The organism is Streptosporangium fragile, assembly GCF_039534445.1.
Lineage (GTDB): Bacteria > Actinomycetota > Actinomycetes > Streptosporangiales > Streptosporangiaceae > Streptosporangium > Streptosporangium fragile.
Map to the genome: position 1 here is coordinate 205,649 of NZ_BAAAVI010000002.1, position 19,286 is coordinate 224,934.

Here is a 19,286-nt window from a genome sequence, read left to right on the forward strand (position 1 = left end):
ATGCGGCTGGCCCTGGACGTGGGCGGCGTCATCTACTACGACGAGCCTTTCGAGGTGGCGTGGGTCCAGGAGGTGTTCGACCTGGCCCGGGAGCGCGACCGTTCGTTCACGCTGGAGGACCTCCGAGCCGACCTGCTGTCCTTCCACCGCAACCGGGATACCGGGGTCTTCCGCCGGCCGCTCGCGCACCGCGCCTGGCTGCGGGTGCGCGACCGGTGGGCCGATCTCGTCCAGCCCATCCCCGGCGCGGTCGAGGCGGTGCGCGAACTGGCGGAACACCACGCCGTCTGCGTGGTGGCCAACCAGCCGCGGGAGTGCCTGCGGGCGCTCGACCGGATGGATCTCACGCGCCTGTTCTCCCTGGTCGCGCTGGACTCGCTGGTCGGCCGGGCCAAACCGGATCCCGCGCTGCTCTCCTTCGCGTGCTCCCGGCTCGGCTGGGAACCCGCGGGGGTCCTCGTGGTCGGGAACAGGGTCGACCACGATGTGATCCCGGCACGCTCGCTCGGCTGCCCGGTCGCGTTCATCCTGCCGGGCGACGGCTGGCGGGTGCCCGCGGGGGTGCGCCCGGACGTCGCCGAGGTCCATCGCGCCCTCAGGCCGGTGCCGGAAGCCCTGCCCGAGCACCTGCGGCGGGAGGTCAGGCACGTCGCCGCGGACCTCGCGGGACTGGCGGCGGCCCTGTCCGGGCGGGGAGTGGGATAGGGTCGGCCCCTGATGGCGTACCTTCACGAGACCACCCGCGCCGACTACCAGGACCTGGCCAGCGGCATGGTGCTGCACTCCGCGCCCGGGTTCCCCGCCTTCCCCGTGCGGCTCGCCGGCGAGATGTTCCAGCGCGCCCTCGCCCTGCGCGGGAACGCCCGGGAGGACCGGCCCGTCGTGCTGTGGGATCCGTGCTGCGGCAGCGGCTATCTGCTGACCGTTCTCGCCATCCTGCACCGGAGCCGGATCGCGGCGGTTCTGGCCTCCGACATCGGCGAGGACGCCACGCGCATCGCCGCCCGCAATCTGGCCCTGCTGACCCGGGCCGGGCTGAGCGAACGGGCGGCCGACCTTCGCGAGCGGGCCGAACGCTTCGACAAGCCGTCCTACGCCGCGGCGGCGGAGGCGGCCGGGCGGATCGGGCGGGAACTGGCCGGCGAGGGCGGCGACGTGCCCCACCGCGTCCACCGGGCCGACGTCCTCGACCCGGGCGAACTGAGGGCGGTCATCGGGGAACGGCCGCCCGACATCGTGGTGACCGACGTGCCCTACGGGGAGCAGACGGCCTGGCTGGGGCCGCACGGCGCCGACGGGGTCCCCGGCATGGTCCGTTCGCTGGCCGCCGTCCTCCCCGCCGACGCCGTGATCGCGCTGGCCGCACGCGGGCGCAAGGTCCCGCTGGGCGCCCTCCGCCCCGCCGCCTCCTTCAGGATCGGCACCCGCGCGGTGGCCCTGATCGTCCCCGGACGCCTGTAGGGCGCGCCTGCGGTCACCAGTCGGCGGCCACGAAGTAGTACTCCGAGACGAAGGACTCCTGGAACGCCATCCAGGACAGCGGCGCCGAACCGTCGAGCAGGCCGATGCCGTAGCCCAGCTCCTCCACCAGGATCCGCCACAGTTCGGCGCTCGTCGTCCCGTAGTGGCGCATGACCCAGTCGCCGCCGTGCTCGAAGACGATCACGGGCCGGGAACGCCGCAGCAGCTCCCGCGCCCCGCGCAGCACGAGGACCTCGCCGCCCTCGACGTCGATCTTCACGAAGTCGAGGGAGACGTCCGGGGGGACGACGTCGTCCAGCCGGACCGTCATGACCTCGATGGAGGCCAGCACCTCGTCCTCGCGGTGGTACGGCCGTTCGTGCAGCCCGCTGTAGGCGGGGTTGGACACCACGTGGACGAAGCCCGCGCGGCCCGTGGTGTCCGACGCGGCGGCCTCCCAGACGGTCACCTGGGGGAAGCCGGCGCGCAGCGTCGCGGCGCAGCGCGGCAGCGGCTCGATCGCGAAATGCCGCCCGGCGGGCGCGGCCGCCACCATGGAGCGCAGGATCTCGCCGTCCGCGGCCCCGACGTCCAGGCAGTTGGACGTCGGCACGCAGGTGCGACGCATGATCTCCAGGGTGAGCGCGTCGTACCGCGCGTTCTGCCGGGCGGCTTCGCCGTCGAGGGTCACCGGACTCCTTCCAGCTGCGAGGCCACGTGCGCCAGGGAACAGGAGGAGGTGAAAGCGTGGAACGAGACCCCCTGGTAGCCGAGCCGCCGCAGCTCCTCCAGCATCACCGGGAGCTTCATGAACTCTCCGCCCAGCGCGCTGAAGCTCAGGTTCGGGTCGAACCGGGCGCCGGGGTGGAGCGTGAGGAAGGCCCGTCCGAGCGCCTCCTCCGCCCCGGTGGCGGGGCCCCTCGGCGGGGCGTCCCGGCCGTCGCCCTCGGCGACCACCGGGCGGTCGCGCCACGCCCGCCCGTCCGCGGGGTCGTCCGGCCTGTCGGCGCACAGCACGTACCAGTGCGGGGTCATCGCCTGGGCGTCGTCGGCCAGCCGGTCGCCCAGGTGGCGATGGATCTCCTGCGGGGTGGTGCCGGAAGGCCCGGGGACCACGTAGGCGACCAGCCCGCGCTCCTCCCGCAGCACGGTGACGTGGGTGACGGCCGGGTTCCGCGCCAGCAGCGCCTCGGTGGCGGGAAGGCTCACCCAGCCGTTGTCCACGGCGACCCAGCCGGGGCCGGGAGCCGGGGCGGCGTCCGGTCGCACGGCCGGGGCGTCCCCGTCCAGGGCGGCCTCGTGCAGCAGCCCCCGCACGCGGTCCAGAAGCTCCTCGGCCTGCGCGGGGCCGAGCGCCCGATCCCCGGTGTAGAGGTCGATGAGGATTCCCTCCGCGCGGGGCACGACGTCGACGTACAAGGTCTCGAAGGCGAACCCGGCCGGGATGCTCGCCACGGTGATCCGATCGGGTTCGAGCAGTTCGGAGGTCAGCAGCTGCGGCAGCTCGTTGCCGTACGAGTGGTAGTTGACCAGCAGGGTGCTCTGCAGGTGCATTCCGCGCAGCGTGGTCTGCTCGATCTCCACCGCCTTGAAGTCGCACGGGTTGCAGTGGCTGAACCGGTAGGCGCGCAGCGTGTTGCGCGCGGTCTGCTCCAGCACGGCGCCGAAGGACGCGCCGCGCGGCGCGCCGACCCGCACGATGCCGGGCAGGGCCAGCGACCCGATGCTGGAGCGGGCGTCGGCGGAGAACCGGTTGGACACCACCAGGTCGACGAACAGCTGCTCGGCGCCCGCGCGCTCCAGGACCGCGCAGGAGAACGCCGTCATGATCACATTGGCGGCGCTCACGCCGTGCTTCTCGGCCACCCGGGCGCAGTCGGCCGCCGCCTGGGTGAAGAACGCGGTGACCCGATGGCAGACCGAGGGGTCACCCCCTTCCCCCCTGAACGGTCCGAGGAGGTTGACGGGAGACTCGGCGATGCACTCGCGCCAGTGGTCGACGGCCCGGCGGCTGTCCTCCAGCACGCGCGGGCTCCTCTCGCTCCGCGCCTGGTCCAACGGCTGCCAGCGGACCGGGGGCAGCGCGAACGCCTGCCCGCCGGCTCGCTGCTCCAGAAGCGTCGCCAGCTCTTCGGCCAGCAGCCGGCACGACCACCCGTCCACGAGCAGGTGATGCAGGATCATCACGAGTTCCTGCGGCACACCGTCCCTGGTGAGCACGGCGGCCCGCCACGGCGGCGCCTCCTCGATGTCGAACCCCCGGGGTGCCAGACGCGCCGAGACCTGGTGCACGCTGCTCTCGCTGACGGCGTCCTCCAGTTCGAGGACCTCGACCCGCACCGGTCCGGGATCGCCCACGAACTGCACGGGACGTGACATCGAGAACGTCGAGCGCAGCGCCTCGTGCCTGGCGACGACCACCTCGACGGCCTCCCGCGCGTCCTGCACCGTGAGACCGGCCGGGATCGGGCAGTACGCCGCCGGCTGATGGGGTTGCCGCTTCTCGTACGGCAGCTGGTGTTCGAGCCAGTGCCACCGCTGGCCCCAGGTCAGCGGGCCTGATCTGGCAAGGGGGTTGGGCATGGGGTTCCTTCGGAAAAACGGGTCACGCCGCGCCGGGGGCCAGGCGGCTCCGGAGATAACCGGGGACCGTGGCGCTTTCCAGCATGGTCATGTGCGGGCACTCCTGGTCGTCGTTGTCCACGCTGATGTGGACGAAGCCACCGGCCGCCTGTTCTCTCCACAGCTCTTCGGAAACGGCGAGTCCGTCGCCGCCGAGCCCGTCGGGCGTGAATCCGGTCCGATTGGCGATGAAAGTGAGCTCGCCGTGGTACGGGCGTCCTTCGTAACTCCAGCTCGTGAGGGCCTGGTAAAGATACGCGGTGAACCGGTCGGTGATTTCCTCCCGCTCGTCGTCCTCCAGGAAATCCTCCTCGACGTCGAGGAGATGGTGGCTCGCGGCTGCGATCACCGGACGCAGTTCCCGGACGATGTCGGCGTTCGGCAGCGGACCCCGCCGGCGCCGTTCCTCCAGCCGGTCGGCGGCCTCGCCGACCCGGGGGTCCCGGAGCAGTTGCCCGCCGAGCGTGAGTTTCAGATCGGGTGTGTACGGAGGGCACACCGCCGGGTGCAGGGTGTCCACCAGGACCAGGAAGTCCACGTCGTGCCCCCGGTCGAGGAGCCAGTGCCCCACCTCGATGGCCAGCAGGCCGGTCACGCAGAAGCCGCCCAGATGGAACGGCCCCTCGGGCTGCCGGTCGAGGATGGCCCGGCCGTAGAGCGCGGCGGCCTGGCCGACCGAGGGGCCGGCCGCGACGGCGGCGTTCAGCTCGGCGGGTTCGACCGAGAGGAAGGCACGCGGGAAACCGGCGGCCGCGGTGGCCGTGAACCGCGGGTCGGCGAAAAAGAAAAAGGGCGGGACGTCCGGGTCCTCCGGCCCGCCGACATGCACGATCCCGACAGCGCCGGCACTCGTTCCGAGAATCAACGGGACCCCCTTGTGGAACGGAATTCAGATTGTTCTGCGAATTCGGGACGGTCGAACGTGATGATAGGTATCCGGTCCTGGTTCCGCCAGTTTTGAAAGGGTGGGGGAATGATGCGGGTGCGCAATCTCCTGCTGTCGGCGCGTGGCAGATTGGGTGTCAATTCCGCGGGTTCGCGTGTGCTGGTGGAGCGGGGCACCCGGATCCGCCTGCACCCGTCCGCGAGGCTGGCGCTCGGCGGACGGCTGTTCCTGGGGGGATGCGCGCCGCAGGGGGATCCGTTCGGCGAGCGGGTGATCGCCACCCGCCGGACCACCGTGTTCCTCGGCGCCGGGGCGACGCTGGTGACCGGAGGCGACGTCTTCTGCAAGTCGGGGGTGCAGTTGTCGATCGCCCAGGACGCCGAGGTCCGGATCGGCGCGGGCAGCATGATCAACCGAGACAGCGAACTGCTCTGCACGACGTCGGTGACGATCGGCGCGGACACGATGATCTCCTGGCGGGTGTCCATCATGGACAACGACGGACACATCGTCCGCCGCGCGGGGGAGTGGTCGGGACTGTGCGCCCCCATCGTCATCGGCGACCGGGTGCTGGTCGGCGGCGACGTGCGGATCCACAAGGGCGTCACGATCGGTGACGGCGCGGTGGTGGCGGCCGGGTCGCTGGTCAACCGGGACGTGCCGGCGGGCGCGCTCGTCGCGGGCTCCCCGGCGAAGGTGGTGGGCGAGGTCGAGGAGTGGATCTGAGCCTCACCCCCCGGAGACCCCGGCGGGCGCCTCACTGGCGAGCTCGCGCAGCGCCCGCCGGTCGGCCTTGCCGGAGGCGGTGCGCGGCAGCGCGTCCATCAGCCGGATCGAGGCCGGCCGCAGCGGTTCGGGCAGGGAACCGCGCACCGCCGCGAGCAGCGTGTCCTCCGTCGGCGCCGTGGCCGAGGGGTCCACGAGCACGAAGGCCGCCACCGAGTCGCCCCTGGGGTCCCCGGACGGGATCCCCACCGCGACCGCCTCCGCCACGCCTTCGCAGTCGTACAGGGCGTCCTCGACAAGCTTGGGAGGGTAGGTGACACCGTGCACGACGATGGCGCTTTTGAGGCGGCCGAGCACGGTGAGATAGCCGTCGGGGGACAGCCTGCCCAGGTCACCGGTGCGCAGCCAGCCGCCGGTCACGGCCCGCGCGGTCGCGTCCGGGTCGTCGAGATAACCGGCCATGAGCCCCGGCCCGTGCACCAGCACCTCACCGGTCTGCTCGTCGAGGCGGAGACGGGTGCCGTCCAGCGGCGGGCCGACGGTTCCGGGCCGCCAGTGGGACGGGCCGGTCAGCGCGACGTTGGGGCCCGCCTCGGTCAGCCCGTAGCCGTCGTGCAGCGGCCCGCCGACAGCCGACAGGAAGTCCTCGGCCAGCCGGTGGGGGAGCAGGTCCCCGCCGCAGCCGCGGACCTTCGGACCGGCGAGTGCGGCCCTCAGCTCCGGGTCGCGGCGCGCCGCCAGGAGCAGGGCCCCGTACAGCGAGGGCACACCGTCCAGGGACGCGAACGGCGTCGCCTTGAGCGCCATCACGACGGGGCCCAGCCCGGGGCGCGACTGCACGTGCAGATCCAGTCCGTAACGCGCCCACATCTGCAGGACGCTGAACCCGTAGGCGTGGTTGAGCGGGATCGGCACCAGCAACCGGTCACCCGGCTCCAGTTCCAGCCGGGCCCGGGTCGCACCGGCCTGGTAGTCCAGCGCTCCGCCGTCCAGCGCCACCGCCTTCGGCTCGCCGGTGCTGCCCGAGGTCCAGAAGACGGCCCTGGTCTCGTCGGGGAAGGGCGGCTGCGGGCCGGGCGCGGCCGCCGTCACGGCGGGCCGTCCGGACCCGGACGGGTGAACGGTCGCCACGACGGCGCGTGTGACGGCGGGCGTCCGCCACTCCGGGGCGCCGGGCAGCAGCGGGGCGCCCAGCCGTTCGGCCGCCAGCACGGTGATGATCAGTGACAGCGGATGCGTGTCGAGCAGGGCGACCCCGCGACCCGGCCCGGCGCCGGTTCCCCTCAGCTCCCCTGTGACGTCGCGGACCAGGGACTCCAGCCGTCCCCTCGACAGGGCCTCGCCGTCGACGGTGAGACCACCGGGCCCGCCGCTCACCGGTTCACCCCGGCGGGCTCGCCGAAGACCCTGCGTACCCCCGGAGGCACGTCCCGGTCCTGGACGGGGACGGCGATCAGCGCGAGCCCGCGCCCGGCGGTGCGCCCCGCCGCCTCCTTGACCGCCGCCTCCACCTCCTGCGCGTCCCGCGGCCTGGCCGTCCAGCCGCCGAGGGAGCGCACCACGTCGTCGTAGGGCGGGGCGGCGGTGGCGGCGAACCGGGTGAGGCCGTCGTCGACCCCCTCCTGCCCCCGGAGGAAACGCGGCCAGCCGAAACCGCCGTTCTCGAACACGAGGAACGTGATGCCGCAGCCCTGCTCGGCGATCGTCGGCAGCGCGTTGAGGCTCAGCGTCAGCGCGCCGTCACCGCAGACCACCACGGTCGGCGACGACGGCTCGGCGATCGCCGCGCCCACGGCCGCCGCCACGCCGAACCCCATCATCGTCTGCTCGCCCGGAGTGACGACCCGGCTACGTTCGGAGAGGGACAGGAGCGGATAGTGGTAGCTCCACATGTCGTGCAGTCCGTTCTCCTGGACGAGCACGATGTCCCGGCCGAACTGCGCGCGGACGGCGCGCAGGGCCACCCGCGCCATCGAGCCGGGGCCGGCGTCCTCGTGCTGCGCCGCCCTGACCGCCGCGATCCGGTCCGACCACTCCCGGGTCCTCGTGCGCGCCCCGGACCCGTCGAGACCGGCGGCGAGCAGCCCGGCGGTCAACGCGGCGTCCCCGACGAGCGCGACCTCGGGCCATACGCCCCGGTCGAGCGAGGCGGCGTCCACATCGACGTGGACCAGGCGCGCGGTGGCCAGGGACTCCCATCCCATCCGGACGGTCTCCTCCAGCCGGGTGCCGAGCGCCAGCACCACGTCGGCGGCCTCGAGCAGGCTGTGCGCCGGAGCCGTGGCGTACAGGCCGGCGAGCCCGCAGTACGCCGGGTGCTCCTCGTCGATCAGGCCGCGCCCGGCCGCGGTGGCGAACACCGCCGCCCCCCAGGTCTCCGCGAGGCGCCGTACGGCGGGACCCGCGCCGGCCGCCTTGCCGCCGCCCCCTGCGACGATCACCGGGGACCGGGCTTCCGCCAGGACCCGCAGCGCCCGGTCGAGCTCGTCCTCGGCGGGCACGGAACGCAGCCGCCGGACCGGCCCGCCGCGGAACGGAGTCCCGGGCGGGGCGTCACCCAGGAGTTCGTCGGTGACCTCCACGACCGCGACGCCGGGCACGCCGTTGACGGCCTGGTGCACCGAGTGGCGCAGGGCCCAGGCGAGCTGCTCCATGTCCTCGGCGACGATGTGCGACTTGGCCACCGCCGCGGTCACGGCCCGCTGGTCGACCTGCTGGAACCCGCCGCGGTCCAGTCCGGCCCGGGGGATCCGGGTGGTCACCACGACGAGGGGCGCGCAGAGCGCCGCCGCCTCCAGCAGCCCGGTCAGCGCGTTGGGAAGCGGGGGGCCCGAGGAGACGGCGAGCACCGCGGGACGGCCCGACACCAGCGCGTGGCCCGCGGCCATGCACGCCCCGGCGCGCTGGTCACGCACGGGTACGGCGGTCAGGCCGGGGACGACGCGGGCCGCGTCCAGCAGCCCGGGTTCGTCGGTCGGCACGCCCGTCACCAGGCCGCATCCCGCTTCGCCGAGCGCGGACGCGACAAGGCGCCAGACGGCGGCGGGATCCCTCCGGGGGGTGGTCATCGTTCCTCCATCGTGGTTACGGAATGCGCCACGCCTCGCTCACCCGCCGCTCGTGTCCCGCCAGCGGGACACGAGCGGCGGGAGCGGCTCGTCCCGGCCGGGATCACGTCCGGATCAGGGTGGCGACGGTCTTCCACAGGACGCCGGGCGTCCGGCAGGTCTCGGGGACCAGCGCCTCGTCGGGAAACCTCACCTCGTAGGCGTTTTCGAGTTCGACGATGAGCGTGACCGTGAGAAGCGAGTCCAGCCCATGGTCACGCAGATCCGTGTCCGGGCGGAGCGGTTCTCCCGGCGGCAGGTCCGAAACCACCCTGCGCACCGCGTCCTCGAATTTCGCATCCCATTCAGTGGTCAATGGCGGCTCCTCCGGTCCGGTTCGTTCTTCAGCCGACGGCATGTGCCCCCCCGTCGACGTGCAATATCTCACCGGTCGTCGCGGGGAACCAGTCCGAGAAAAGCGCCACGCAGGCCCGTGCCACCGGTTCCGCGTTTCCGCTGTCCCAGCCGAGCGGCGCGCGGCGGTGCCACAGCCTGTCGAATTCCTCGGTGCCTTCGCCCTGTTGCGATATGTTCCTGGCCGCCATTGTGCGGAGCGGACCGGCGGCCACCAGATTGACCCGGATTCCCTGCGCTCCGAGATAGGCGGCGAGGTATCGGGTGCAGGATTCCAGTCCGGCTTTGGCCACACCCATCCAGTCGTATTCGGGCCAGGCCGCCGACGCGTCGAAGTCGAGTCCGACGATGGAGCCGCCGGAGTCGGAGAGCAGCGGCATCGTCGCGCGGGCGAGCGCCTGCAGGGAGTACGTGGAGGCGTGGAACGTCGTCGCGACGTCCGGCCACGGGGCGGTGAGGAATCCGCCGCCGAGGGCGGCGGGCGGCGCGAAGCCGATCGAGTGCAGCACGCCGTCGAGGTGCCCGGTGTGCTCGCCCACCCGCTCGGCGAGGGAGGCGAGCTGCCCGGCGTCGGTGACGTCGAGTTCGATCACCGGCGCGAGCCGGGGAAGCCGCTTGGCCAGCCGCTGGACGAGGCTCAGCCGGGGGTAGGCGGTCAGCACCACCTCGGCGCCCTGCTCCTGGGCGACCCGGGCGACGTGGAAGGCGATGGACGCGTTGGTGAGCACCCCGGTGATGAGAAGCGTTTTACCAGACAGAAGTCCCAATAGATGTCCTTTGCCGGAAGAATGTGACGGCCGCCTGAACCCGCCGTTTCGACAGGCGGCCGGAGTTCTGCGGTGAGTGATCATTACAGCGATCCCGTCCGGGTGACTCGCCCTGCCGCGGCGAGTCTTGACACGGGTATCCGCGCGGGATCTTCTCAATGCATTCGCACAGTCCGCCGAGGTTTTCCGGATACTGCGATCCCGTTTGGAACAGTCTAACGAGAACACGGGTTGCACAAGCCGGGGATCTTGATAAGAATCGACCCAGCCAGGGCGGTAATTAGCGCCCATCCCAGATGTTCGAGGGGGCCGACGGAGGGGGCGCGTGGTTGTCGATGTCTCAGCTAAGAGTCCTAGAGCAAAGTGTTGCCGATGTTCCGACTAAGAGTCCCAGGGCGAAACGCGGCAGCGCCGGACCGGTGAATGTCCACGCGCCCGGGGGAACGGGCCGGCCGGGCAGCGGCCTCGGTCTCGACGAAGTGGCTCAGCCACGCAGAGCGGCGCTCCACCTGCCGAAGGAGATGACTTTCGAGTCCTGGCGGCGGGTGGGCGAGCAGATCGGGCTCATCGCGGACTCCTCCGCCTGGTGGAAGGCCGACTGGCTGCTGCACGGAGAGAGGCTGTTCCCCGACCGCTACAAGAGGGCCATCGAGGAAACCCTGCTGGATTATCAGACCCTTCGCAACTACGCCTGGGTGGCGCGGAGATTTCCGTTCCACCGCAGAAGGGACAGGCTCAGCTTTCAGCACCACGCCGAAGTGGCGTCGCTCCCCGAGGAGGAGCAGGACGTCTGGCTCGAACGCGCCGAGCGGCTGAAGTGGTCGCGCAACAGGCTGCGCAACGAGATCCGGGCGAGCCGGCGCCCGGAAGTCGGCGTGGACGTCCCCGCGAAGGTCACCGTCACCCTCACCGTTCCCTCCGAACGCGAGCGGCGCTGGCAGCAGGCCGCCGACGCCGCCCAGTGTTCGCTCGTCGAGTGGATGGCCCTCGTGCTGGACGAGGCGGCCGTCGCCTCGCCGCCCGGCCCCGCCGACGGCGCCCGGGTGCCGGACCGGGCGGATGTGAGTGGGTGACCGAGCGGGTACTCGTCCTGGGCGGGACCAGGTTCGTGGGACGACACCTGCTCGAACGGCTCGTCGCGCTCGGTTGCGCGGTGGACGTGCTGAACCGCGGTGTCACCATGCCCCCGGAGGCGCTTCCGGCGGGTGTGGGACAGCTGAGGGCCGACCGTGCCGATCACGGGCGCGTCCGCTCGCTGCTGTCCGGACGCGCCTATGACGCGGTGTTCGACGTCTCCGCCTACCGCCCGCAGGAGGTGGCCACCGTCCTGGAGGCGCTTCCCGACACGACCGGCCACTACCTCCTGATCAGCACCTGCGTGGTCTACACGCACCTGTGGGATCCCGCCCCCGGCCACCACGACGAGGATCCGGTGCCGATCGCCGAGGACGACGGCACCGTCGCGGGCTACTTCGGCGACGGCGACATCGTCGTCCACTACGCGGGCGCCAAACGCGCGTGCGAGACGACCCTGCTGGGCCAGGACCGGATACCGGGCACGGTCCTGCGTCCTTGCGGGATCTACGGCCGCTACGACGATCGGTACCGGCACGACTACTTCTTCGACCGGATCGCGGCCGGGCGTCCCGTCCTCATCCCCGACTCGCACGTCGACCGGCGCATCCACCTGACCTCGGTCGACGGGCTCGTCGACGCCTGCGTCCGCGCGGCGGGGCGGACCGGGGACGATCCCCTGGTCCTCAACATCGCCGACCGCGACGTGCTCAGCTGCGGCGAACTGGCCGAGGAGTGCGTCCGGGCGGCCGGGGCCGACCCGCGGATCATCGTCTACCCGCGTGAACTGGCCGGAGAGGTCCTCGTCCCGGCCGAGGCCGGGACGGCGCCCCCCGGGGCCTTCCCCTTCGGCGACGAGCCCGGCTTCCGGCTCGACTGCACCCGGGCGGGCGAGGTCCTGGGCTGGACGGCGCCCTCGATCGGCGCGGGCACCGCGGCTCTCTTCGGAGCCCATGCCGAACGGCGTGCCGCGGGCGGGCGGGCCGAGCCCGACTTCCGGTTCGACGACGCGCTGCTCGCCCGTCTCGCCGCGGCCGGGAGCTCCCCATGAGGATCGCGGTCGTCAACGTGCCGTTGCGCGTCCCGGGCGATCCCACCCGGTGGATCACCGTCCCGCCCCAGGGGTACGGCGGCATCCAGTGGGTGGTCAGCCACCTCGTCGACGGGCTGCTCGCCCTGGGGCACGAAGTGCACCTGCTCGGCGCGCCCGGAAGCCACGCCGGGCACCCGGACCTGCGCGTCGTCGACGCGGCCGAACCAGCCGAGATGCGCCGCTGGCTGCGGGGCAACCGGGTCGACATCGTCCACGATCACAGTAACGGCCGGATCACGCCCCGGGACCTGCCGCCCGGAGCGGCGTACTGCTCCACTCACCACCTGACCGGGGCGCCCGAGATCGGCCTCAACTGCGTGTACGTCTCGGGCGCGCAGCGCGCCGCCGCACGGGCGGGCGCCGCCGCCCCGGTGATCCGGCTGCCGGTGAACCCCGATCGCTACCGCTTCCGCAGGGACAAGAAGGACTACCTGCTGTTCCTGGGGCGGATTTCGGCGCACAAGGGGGCGCTGGAGGCCGCCGCCTTCGCGCGGGCCGCGGGAGTACCCGCGGTGCTCGCCGGGCCGGCCTGGGAGGAGGAGTACGCCACCGCGATCCGCAGGAACTCGCCGGGCGCGGAACTGGTGGGCGAGGTGGGCGGCGCCGAGCGGGTGGAACTGATCTCCGACGCGGCCGCGGTCCTGGTGCTCTCGCAGCCGGTGACCGGCCCCTGGGGGGACCTGTGGTGCGAGCCGGGCGCCACGGTGGTGTCGGAGGCCGCGGTGAGCGGCACCCCGGTGATCGCCACGGCGAACGGCTGCCTGCCGGAGATCGTGCCGGGGGTGGGGACGCTGGTTCCGTACGGCGAGCGGTTCGAGCCCGGCTACGCGGAGTCCCGGCTGGCGGCGCTGCCGTCGGCGGACCGGGTGCGGCGGCGCGCGCTCGCCCGCTGGGACCACGTCGGGGTCGCCCGCCGGTACACCGAGGTGTACCGGCGGATCCGCGACGGTGAGAGCTGGAGCTGAGAAGACGATGCGGGAGGTTCCGATGGAGGAGAAGGTCGAGGAGTTCCGCGCGCAGGGCTTCACCATCCTGCCGTCCTTCATCACCGAGGACGTGCTGAAGCTGCTGCGCGCGGAGGCCGACGAGCTGATCGCACGCTTCACCGAGCGGGGGGAGCGGGCGGAGGACTACTGGACCTACGACGTCCCCGGGCGGGCGACGCCCATGCTCTACCGGATCCACAACCTGGAGAAACAGGGGACACCCGGGATCGCCGAGCTGTTCGGCGGCGAGCTCCAGCGGGACCTGGCGGCGAAGTTCATCGGCGAGCGGGCGCGGCCGACCGTCTGCGCCATGATCGTCAAATCGGCGGGGGTGGCGGAGGTCCCCTGGCACCGTGACCGGGTGAACGTCCCACCGGCGGCGGCGCTCAACCTGAGCGTCTACCTCGACGAGTCACGCGCCGAGAACGGCTGCTTCGAACTGGTGCCGGCCTCGCACCTGCTGCCCGACGACGCCGCCCCGATCGCCGTCCGCGACCGGGGCCCGACGGTCCGGGTGCCCGCCGCCCCCGGCGATGTCCTGGTGCACGACGTGCGCCTGGTGCACGGCTCGGGCCCCAACGACGGCGAACTCGTCCGCCGCAGCGTGATCACGGAGTTCGCCGCCTGAGCCCGTGCCGGGTCACCGGTCGTCCGGGCGGGACAGCAGCGCCTCGACCGGGACCAGCACCCGGTCGTCGGCCGTTCGCGCGGCGGTGTCCCGCCTCGCTCCGATCACCGGGTGCTCCTCGGTCGGCCCGCAGTAGGCGTTGGTGCAGAACTCCCATTCGCCGCGGTCCTGGGCCCGCCGCTGGGCCAGGGCCCCGGGCGAGTTCCAGATCTCCTCCAGGCTGGAGTCGTTGAGGTTGCCGATCGGCGACCAGCCCAGGAAGTTGCAGAACGAGGCGTCGCCGTTGACCCCGACGTAGAGGTTGTCGAAGGTCCGGCGGCAGCCGTGGGACTCCAGGTGGCGGGACGCCACCGGGGTGCCGAAGACACGCCCCTCGAAGACCTCCAGCCCCCACACCTCCAGGTCGGGCAGTTCCCGCCGGATCTCGGCCGTGGCGTCGAGCGTGCGCCGGATCTCGTCACGGTCGGGGGGGAGCAGGTCCAGGTCGAAGAAGTACCGCACCCGGTCCACGCCGTGGTCGGCGGCGAGCCGGAGGAACCCGGGAACCTCGTGCAGGTTCTCCGCGGTGATGACGAAGCTGAAGTCGACGGCGACGTCCCCGGCCAGCGCCCGGAAACGGCGGACGTTGTCCAGGACCGCGTGGTAGTGGTCCCGGCGGTTCACCCTGGCGTAGGTCTCCGGAGTGCAGGCGTTGAGCGAGAAATTGACGAACCGCCCGCGCCCGGCCATCAGCGCCGCCCAGTACCCGTCGAACTTGTAACCGTTGGTGAAAAGGCTGAACCTGACCCGGTCGTTCCGGCCGTTAATCAATTCGCAGAACTCGCGGAACGCCGGTACCAGCGTCGGCTCGCCGCCGTGCAGGACGACGTTCTCCAAACCCGGGTAGAGGGGGGTGAGCTTTTCCCGCCAGATGTGCTCGGGCAGGTCGTCTCGGAAATTGGGCTGGAAGCAGAAGGCGCAGCGGTAGTTGCAGCGCAGCGTCAGGATGACGTGCAGGGACTTGATGTCGCCGATCGGCCGCAGCAGTTCGTCCATCCGGAGGTCACTCACCTTCACCGGTGTTCGTCGCTTGCTCTTCCCGGGCATTATGCCAATCTTTACGTGATGGGTAGTGAAATATTTTGAAGGGGTGACGGAATATGACCGAGCACGGCTCCCCCCTGGAAAGCCCGGCGTTCTGCGCGCTGCCGTGGGTGCATATGTGCGGCTCGGTCGACGGAGTCTGGGGCCGTTGTTGCGTCGACGACACCATGTATCACGATGATTTGTACTCGCAAGAGGAGGAGCCGGAGTTCCGGCTCAAGCCGGGTGCGGTCGGCGCGCTTCCCCGATCCCGTTTCGCGCCCGCGAACCCCGAGCGCACGTTCGGGTTGGAAGAGGCGTTCAACAGCCCGAACATGCGCCGCACCAGGCTGGCGATGCTCGCCGGTGAGCGGGTCAAGGCGTGCACGTACTGCTACGAGCGGGAGGCCGGCGGCGGGGAGTCCTACCGGCAGAAGGTCAACCGCATCTTCGGCGAGATGATCGACCTGCCGGCGCTGGTCGCCGGGACGGCGGCGGACGGCTCGCTGGACGGGTTCCCGCTCTTCCTGGACATCCGCTTCGGCAACACCTGCAACCTGCAGTGCGTCATGTGCGGCTATCCGGTGAGCTCACGCTGGGGAACCGAGAGGCGCCCGGCCTGGGCGCACGCCAGCATCGACCCGTACCGCGACGACGACGAGCTCTGGGGAGTCCTGCGGGAGCACGCGCGGGGGCTGCGCCGGGTCTACTTCGCCGGCGGAGAGCCGTTCCTGCAGCCCGGCCACTTCAAGATGCTCGACCTGCTGATCGAGACGGGCGCGGCGCCCGGAGTCGACCTCGTCTACAACTCCAACCTGACCGTGCTGCCCGAGGGCGTGTTCGAGCAGCTCGCCCGGTTCAAGTCGGTCAGCATCGGCGCCTCGTGCGACGGCGTCGGGGCGGTCTTCGAGCGGATCCGCACCGGGGCGCGCTGGGAGGTGTTCGTGCGTAACGTGCGGGAAGTCAAGCGGCACGTGTCGGTCTTCCTGGCGGTGGCCCCGCAGCGGGACAACGTCATGCACCTGCGGGAGATCGTCGACTTCGCGGCAGCCGAAGGGCTGGAGGTCGATCTGACCAACTTCGTCCACTGGCCCGCGGAACTGTCGGTGCGGAACCTGCCCCCGGACCGCAAGGCCGAGGTGGAACGCTACCTGGAGAAGCTCATCGAGGACTGCCGGGGCCGCGCGCTGGAGACCGCCGCCGAACACCTGACGATGCTCGCGTCCTTCGTACGGGCGCAGGCCGGCTAGCGGCAGCCGGCGGATCCGGGGCCCAGCCGTTTCCGGAGGCCCCGCTCAGAACGAGTCGTCCGCGCCGACGACGCCCGTTCCCAGGGCGCGGTCGAGCCACCCGGCGAGCCCGGGGGGCAGCTCCGGTGCGACCGCCCCCGGGGCCGCGAGCACGATGTCGGAGATCCGCCCGGCGACGCGGACGCGTTGCACGTGCGGGAAGAGGGTGAGGCCGGCGGCGCGCAGCCGCCCCGGCGCGTCCAGGGCGGCATCGGCGACCAGGCAGACCCGGCTCCCCGCGCTCTCCCGCAGCGTGGACCAGAAGCGCTCCAGCGAACCGGCGAGCGAGCCGCCCGCCTCCACGGTCACATTCCACGGCGGGTTGCTGATGACCACGTCGACCCGGCCCCGGCCCCACGGCGGCCGGCCCGCGTCCGCGCGGACCAGCCCGAACTCGGCCTTCGCCCACCGGGCGTTGGCGCGGGCGTTGGCCAGCCGGGCGGGGTCGAGGTCGGACGCCACCACCCGGGCCTCCGGGTGGGCGAGCAGCGTCTCGATCGGGATCGTCCCGTCACCGCAGAACGGGTCGGCGACGACGACCGGGCCGTCCCCGGTCACCGACATGCGGACCAGCGCGGCGGCCAGCGGCGGATGCAGCGACCCCCGCCCGGCGCTCTGCTTGTACGCGCGGCGGTGCAGGGGGCGGTCGGCCAGCCGCACGGCCACCGTGGCGCCCTGGCCCTGCACCAGGAGCCTGACCGTCACATCGGTCTCGGCGGCGCGGCTGCCGTCCTGCGTCCGGGAGACGAACCGGCCGCGCAGCCGGGGCGCCAGCACCTCGCCGACCGCGTCCTCAAGGGTGAACCGGTTGAAGTTGCGGCGGCCCTCGAGGCTGACGACCACGTCGAAGAGGGGCCTCGCCGGTAGGGCGCGCAGCCGCCGCAGGCCGTCCACGGCCCCGGCCCAGCCGAGGCCGATCACCCGCTCGGCGAGCACCGGCGGGACGTCCTTGGTGTGCCCCACCCCGTCGAGGCGTCCCACCTCGACGAAGACGTCGTCCACGGTCCGCAGGGTGAGAAGGGCGGGGTGCGGCTCCGGCAGATCGAACCGGATCTCACGGGGCCGCATCCGGATGCGGGAGGGGCTGAGCACGGTGGCGATCTCGTCGGCGGCGACCCACTCGAGTCCGCGCACGCATCGGGCCATGAACCTCACGCGCCCATCATCTCACCCGGGACTCGGCGGGGCGGCGATCACGGGCCGGCGCCCGGGCAGGGTGGCGGACGGCGGACGGCGGACGGCGGGTGGCGGGTGGTGAGGCGTGGGGACGCGGGCCGGGCGGCGTGGCGGGGCGGCGATCACGGGCCGGTGTCCGGGCAGGGGGCGGGCGGCGCGGCGAGGCGGGGGACACGGGCTCATTTGAAAATCGCCGGGATCGGCCCGCTGTCCCGCCAGCGGGACAGCGGCCCGGTGGCCGGACCCTTCATTTCGCTATTGAATCTCGCTACCATTCGGCCCATGGCAGACGATTATTTGGTCAGCGAATTCAATGGTATAAAGCTGGCCTGGTCGCCCGAACTCGACGGGGGTGGCAGAGGTTTCGGGCAGGACTACGTCCCGCTGGTGCGACACCTGTTCGGCAAGGTCGGCCGCCTTGCGGAGTTCTGTGCGGGACCTGCCTACATAGGTTTTTCGCTGCTCGCCCACGACTGCTGTGAACATCTGGTCCTGATCGATGTGAACCCGCGTGCGATCGACGCGATTCACGAGACCATACGGATGAACGGTCTCGCGGAAAAGGTCACCGTATACCTTTCCGACGGCCTCGGTGCAATTCCCCCGACGGAACGCTGGGATCTCGTGGTGGCCAATCCGCCGCACTTCCGCGAACCGGTCGGGGACGTGCCGAGCATCATCACCGACGACCCCGGATGGCGGGTGCACCGGGACTTCTACGGCGGAGTCGGCGGGTTCCTCACACCGGGCGGATCCGTGCTCGTCCAGGAGAACAGCGAGGGCAGCGCGCCCGAGGACTTCCTGCAGATGATCGAGGACGGCGGCCTCACGCACACCTCGACCCTCTGGTACGGCGGCGGACAGGCGGGCCCCGGCTTCTACTACCTGTGGAGCCGGAAGGCGCTGCCCGGCCTGGTCTTCGACCCCGGGGTGCGCCCGGCCGACCTGAAGCTCGGCCCGGGCGGGGGGCAGCTTCTCGACCTCGACCCGCGCGGGCCCTGGGCACTGCGCCTGGTCAACCTGACCGGCCGGCCCGTGCGTCCGAGGTTGACGGACGACGCGGGGCAGGACCAGTTCTGGCTGCCGTTCGGCGAGCTCGGGACGGAGTCGGCCACGGAACTGCCCCGGATGGCGCTGCGGCCGGGGGGCTACCAGGTGCGCGACGAGACCTCGGGCACCGTGCTCGCCCGGATCCGAGTGTCATGACCGTCCACCTGGTCTCGGTTCTCGGCGGCGACGTCACCGTCGTGCCGCAGATGATCGAGCACTATCGCGGCCTCGGAATCGAGTCGTTCCACCTCGTCCGGCACGCCGAGAGCGCCGGCAGCGAGGTCTACGAGCGCACCGCGGAGATCGTCGAGGAGGCGGGCCTGAAGCTCGCCCGGACCCATGTGGGCCCCTGGGACGAGGACTTGAACTCCCGGCTCATCCAGGAGGCCATGGACGAGCGGCGCGACGACTGGTTCGTCGTCGCGGACCTCGACGAGTTCCAGCTCTACGACCGGCCGCTGCCCGACCTGCTGGCCTGGTGCGAGCGGGAGGGCTACGACCTGGTGGAGGGGTGCTACCTGGACCGGCTCGGCCGGGACGGGAGCTTCCCCGAGGTGCTCCCCGGCCCGCTGTGGGAGCAGTTCCCCCTGGCGGGGATGCTGTCGTTCCCCCTGCTCGGCGCGACCCCCACCAAGGTCACCGCGGCACGCGGCGGGATCCGGCTGGAGCACGGCCACCACCGGGCGCTGAACGGCCGTGCCGTACCCCACCGCGAGGTGTACGCCCAGGTCCACCACTTCAAATGGAACGACTCGGTCGTCTCGCGCATGCGCCGGCGCAAGGACAAGTTCCAGTCCGGCGAGTGGAAGCTGGTGTTCCCCACGGTGGTGGGCGAGGTTCTGCGCTTCCTCGACCATCTGGCCGCGCACGGCGGCCGGATCGACGTCTCCGAGCCCCTGTTCATGTTCCACCCCTGCGGAGACTCCTTCGCCGACTATCCCCATTGGGCCGAGGCCGTCCGGCAGGTGCACACCTGCTGGCCGGCGAACTGGTGAAGGGCTGCCG

At 72.0% G+C, this 19,286-nt stretch carries 19 protein-coding genes; 10 read left to right on the top strand and 9 right to left on the bottom strand.

Translation table 11 applies throughout. From position 1 onward, the window contains the following. Positions 1–705: an HAD family hydrolase gene (locus ABD841_RS02625; protein WP_344967484.1), complete on the top strand. Its 705-nt coding sequence runs from the start codon at positions 1–3 to the stop codon at positions 703–705. Positions 706–717: 12 nt separating this feature from the next. After that, positions 718–1,461 carry an rRNA methyltransferase gene (locus ABD841_RS02630; RefSeq protein ID WP_344967399.1) on the top strand — a complete coding sequence of 248 codons (744 nt, stop codon included), beginning with the start codon at positions 718–720 and terminating at the stop codon, positions 1,459–1,461. A gap of 13 nt (positions 1,462–1,474) precedes the next feature. Here the strand turns inward: ABD841_RS02630 and ABD841_RS02635 are convergent, their stop codons facing one another. The 3 genes from ABD841_RS02635 to ABD841_RS02645 are packed head-to-tail and all read right to left on the bottom strand — an operon-like array spanning position 1,475 to position 4,948. After that, positions 1,475–2,152 (bottom strand): FkbM family methyltransferase, encoded by a 678-nt coding sequence (locus ABD841_RS02635; protein WP_344967401.1) that lies wholly within the window; start codon positions 2,150–2,152, stop codon positions 1,475–1,477. Continuing rightward, positions 2,149–4,044 (bottom strand): condensation domain-containing protein, encoded by a 1,896-nt coding sequence (locus ABD841_RS02640; RefSeq protein WP_344967403.1) that lies wholly within the window; start codon positions 4,042–4,044, stop codon positions 2,149–2,151. The genes ABD841_RS02635 and ABD841_RS02640 overlap by 4 nt, the downstream gene beginning before the upstream one ends. A gap of 22 nt (positions 4,045–4,066) precedes the next feature. Beyond that, positions 4,067–4,948 carry a thioesterase domain-containing protein gene (locus ABD841_RS02645; RefSeq protein WP_344967405.1) on the bottom strand — a complete coding sequence of 294 codons (882 nt, stop codon included), beginning with the start codon at positions 4,946–4,948 and terminating at the stop codon, positions 4,067–4,069. Between the two features lie 177 nt (positions 4,949–5,125). On the opposite strand from ABD841_RS02645, the gene ABD841_RS02650 reads away from it, so the two are divergent. Then, the gene (locus ABD841_RS02650) at positions 5,126–5,695 is read left to right on the top strand and encodes an acyltransferase (protein WP_344967407.1); all 570 of its coding nucleotides are present in this window, start codon (positions 5,126–5,128) and stop codon (positions 5,693–5,695) included. A gap of 3 nt (positions 5,696–5,698) precedes the next feature. On the opposite strand, the gene ABD841_RS02655 is transcribed toward ABD841_RS02650, so the two are convergent. The 4 genes from ABD841_RS02655 to fabI all read right to left on the bottom strand — a co-directional run bounded on the left by ABD841_RS02655 (position 5,699) and on the right by fabI (position 9,923). Then, positions 5,699–7,072 (bottom strand): class I adenylate-forming enzyme family protein, encoded by a 1,374-nt coding sequence (locus ABD841_RS02655; protein WP_344967409.1) that lies wholly within the window; start codon positions 7,070–7,072, stop codon positions 5,699–5,701. After that, a complete protein-coding gene (locus tag ABD841_RS02660) occupies positions 7,069–8,763 on the bottom strand; it encodes a thiamine pyrophosphate-binding protein (RefSeq protein ID WP_344967411.1) in 1,695 nt (564 codons plus the stop codon). The genes ABD841_RS02655 and ABD841_RS02660 overlap by 4 nt, the downstream gene beginning before the upstream one ends. Before the next feature lie 103 nt (positions 8,764–8,866). Next, a complete protein-coding gene (locus ABD841_RS02665) occupies positions 8,867–9,118 on the bottom strand; it encodes an acyl carrier protein (protein ID WP_344967413.1) in 252 nt (83 codons plus the stop codon). Positions 9,119–9,146: 28 nt separating this feature from the next. Further along, positions 9,147–9,923 carry an enoyl-ACP reductase FabI gene (gene fabI / locus ABD841_RS02670; protein ID WP_344967415.1) on the bottom strand — a complete coding sequence of 259 codons (777 nt, stop codon included), beginning with the start codon at positions 9,921–9,923 and terminating at the stop codon, positions 9,147–9,149. A gap of 479 nt (positions 9,924–10,402) precedes the next feature. On the opposite strand from fabI, the gene ABD841_RS02675 reads away from it, so the two are divergent. The 4 genes from ABD841_RS02675 to ABD841_RS02690 are packed head-to-tail and all read left to right on the top strand — an operon-like array spanning position 10,403 to position 13,704. Next, positions 10,403–10,996 (top strand): LmbU family transcriptional regulator, encoded by a 594-nt coding sequence (locus tag ABD841_RS02675; RefSeq protein WP_425581936.1) that lies wholly within the window; start codon positions 10,403–10,405, stop codon positions 10,994–10,996. Continuing rightward, positions 10,993–12,048 carry an NAD-dependent epimerase/dehydratase family protein gene (locus tag ABD841_RS02680; RefSeq protein WP_344967419.1) on the top strand — a complete coding sequence of 352 codons (1,056 nt, stop codon included), beginning with the start codon at positions 10,993–10,995 and terminating at the stop codon, positions 12,046–12,048. The genes ABD841_RS02675 and ABD841_RS02680 overlap by 4 nt, the downstream gene beginning before the upstream one ends. Beyond that, the gene (locus ABD841_RS02685) at positions 12,045–13,055 is read left to right on the top strand and encodes a glycosyltransferase (protein ID WP_344967421.1); all 1,011 of its coding nucleotides are present in this window, start codon (positions 12,045–12,047) and stop codon (positions 13,053–13,055) included. The genes ABD841_RS02680 and ABD841_RS02685 overlap by 4 nt, the downstream gene beginning before the upstream one ends. Next, on the top strand, positions 13,039–13,704 hold the full coding sequence (locus ABD841_RS02690) for a phytanoyl-CoA dioxygenase family protein (RefSeq protein WP_344967423.1): 666 nt from the start codon (positions 13,039–13,041) through the stop codon (positions 13,702–13,704). The genes ABD841_RS02685 and ABD841_RS02690 overlap by 17 nt, the downstream gene beginning before the upstream one ends. Before the next feature lie 12 nt (positions 13,705–13,716). Here the strand turns inward: ABD841_RS02690 and ABD841_RS02695 are convergent, their stop codons facing one another. Next, a complete protein-coding gene (locus tag ABD841_RS02695; RefSeq protein ID WP_344967425.1) occupies positions 13,717–14,739 on the bottom strand; it encodes a radical SAM protein in 1,023 nt (340 codons plus the stop codon). 104 nt (positions 14,740–14,843) lie between these two features. Here ABD841_RS02695 and ABD841_RS02700 point away from each other — a divergent pair, with 104 nt between their 5' ends. Continuing rightward, entirely contained in the window at positions 14,844–16,016 is a 1,173-nt protein-coding gene (locus tag ABD841_RS02700) for a twitch domain-containing radical SAM protein (RefSeq protein WP_344967427.1), read from the top strand. A gap of 45 nt (positions 16,017–16,061) precedes the next feature. Here ABD841_RS02700 and ABD841_RS02705 read toward each other — a convergent pair whose 3' ends face one another. Next, positions 16,062–17,189: a methyltransferase gene (locus tag ABD841_RS02705; RefSeq protein WP_344967429.1), complete on the bottom strand. Its 1,128-nt coding sequence runs from the start codon at positions 17,187–17,189 to the stop codon at positions 16,062–16,064. A 324-nt stretch (positions 17,190–17,513) separates the two neighbouring features. On the opposite strand from ABD841_RS02705, the gene ABD841_RS02710 reads away from it, so the two are divergent. Together ABD841_RS02710 and ABD841_RS02715 are read left to right on the top strand one after the other, a co-directional pair. Continuing rightward, positions 17,514–18,437 (top strand): methyltransferase, encoded by a 924-nt coding sequence (locus ABD841_RS02710; RefSeq protein WP_344967431.1) that lies wholly within the window; start codon positions 17,514–17,516, stop codon positions 18,435–18,437. Continuing rightward, the gene (locus tag ABD841_RS02715; protein ID WP_344967433.1) at positions 18,434–19,276 is read left to right on the top strand and encodes a glycosyltransferase family protein; all 843 of its coding nucleotides are present in this window, start codon (positions 18,434–18,436) and stop codon (positions 19,274–19,276) included. The genes ABD841_RS02710 and ABD841_RS02715 overlap by 4 nt, the downstream gene beginning before the upstream one ends. Positions 19,277–19,286 lie beyond the last annotated feature (10 nt).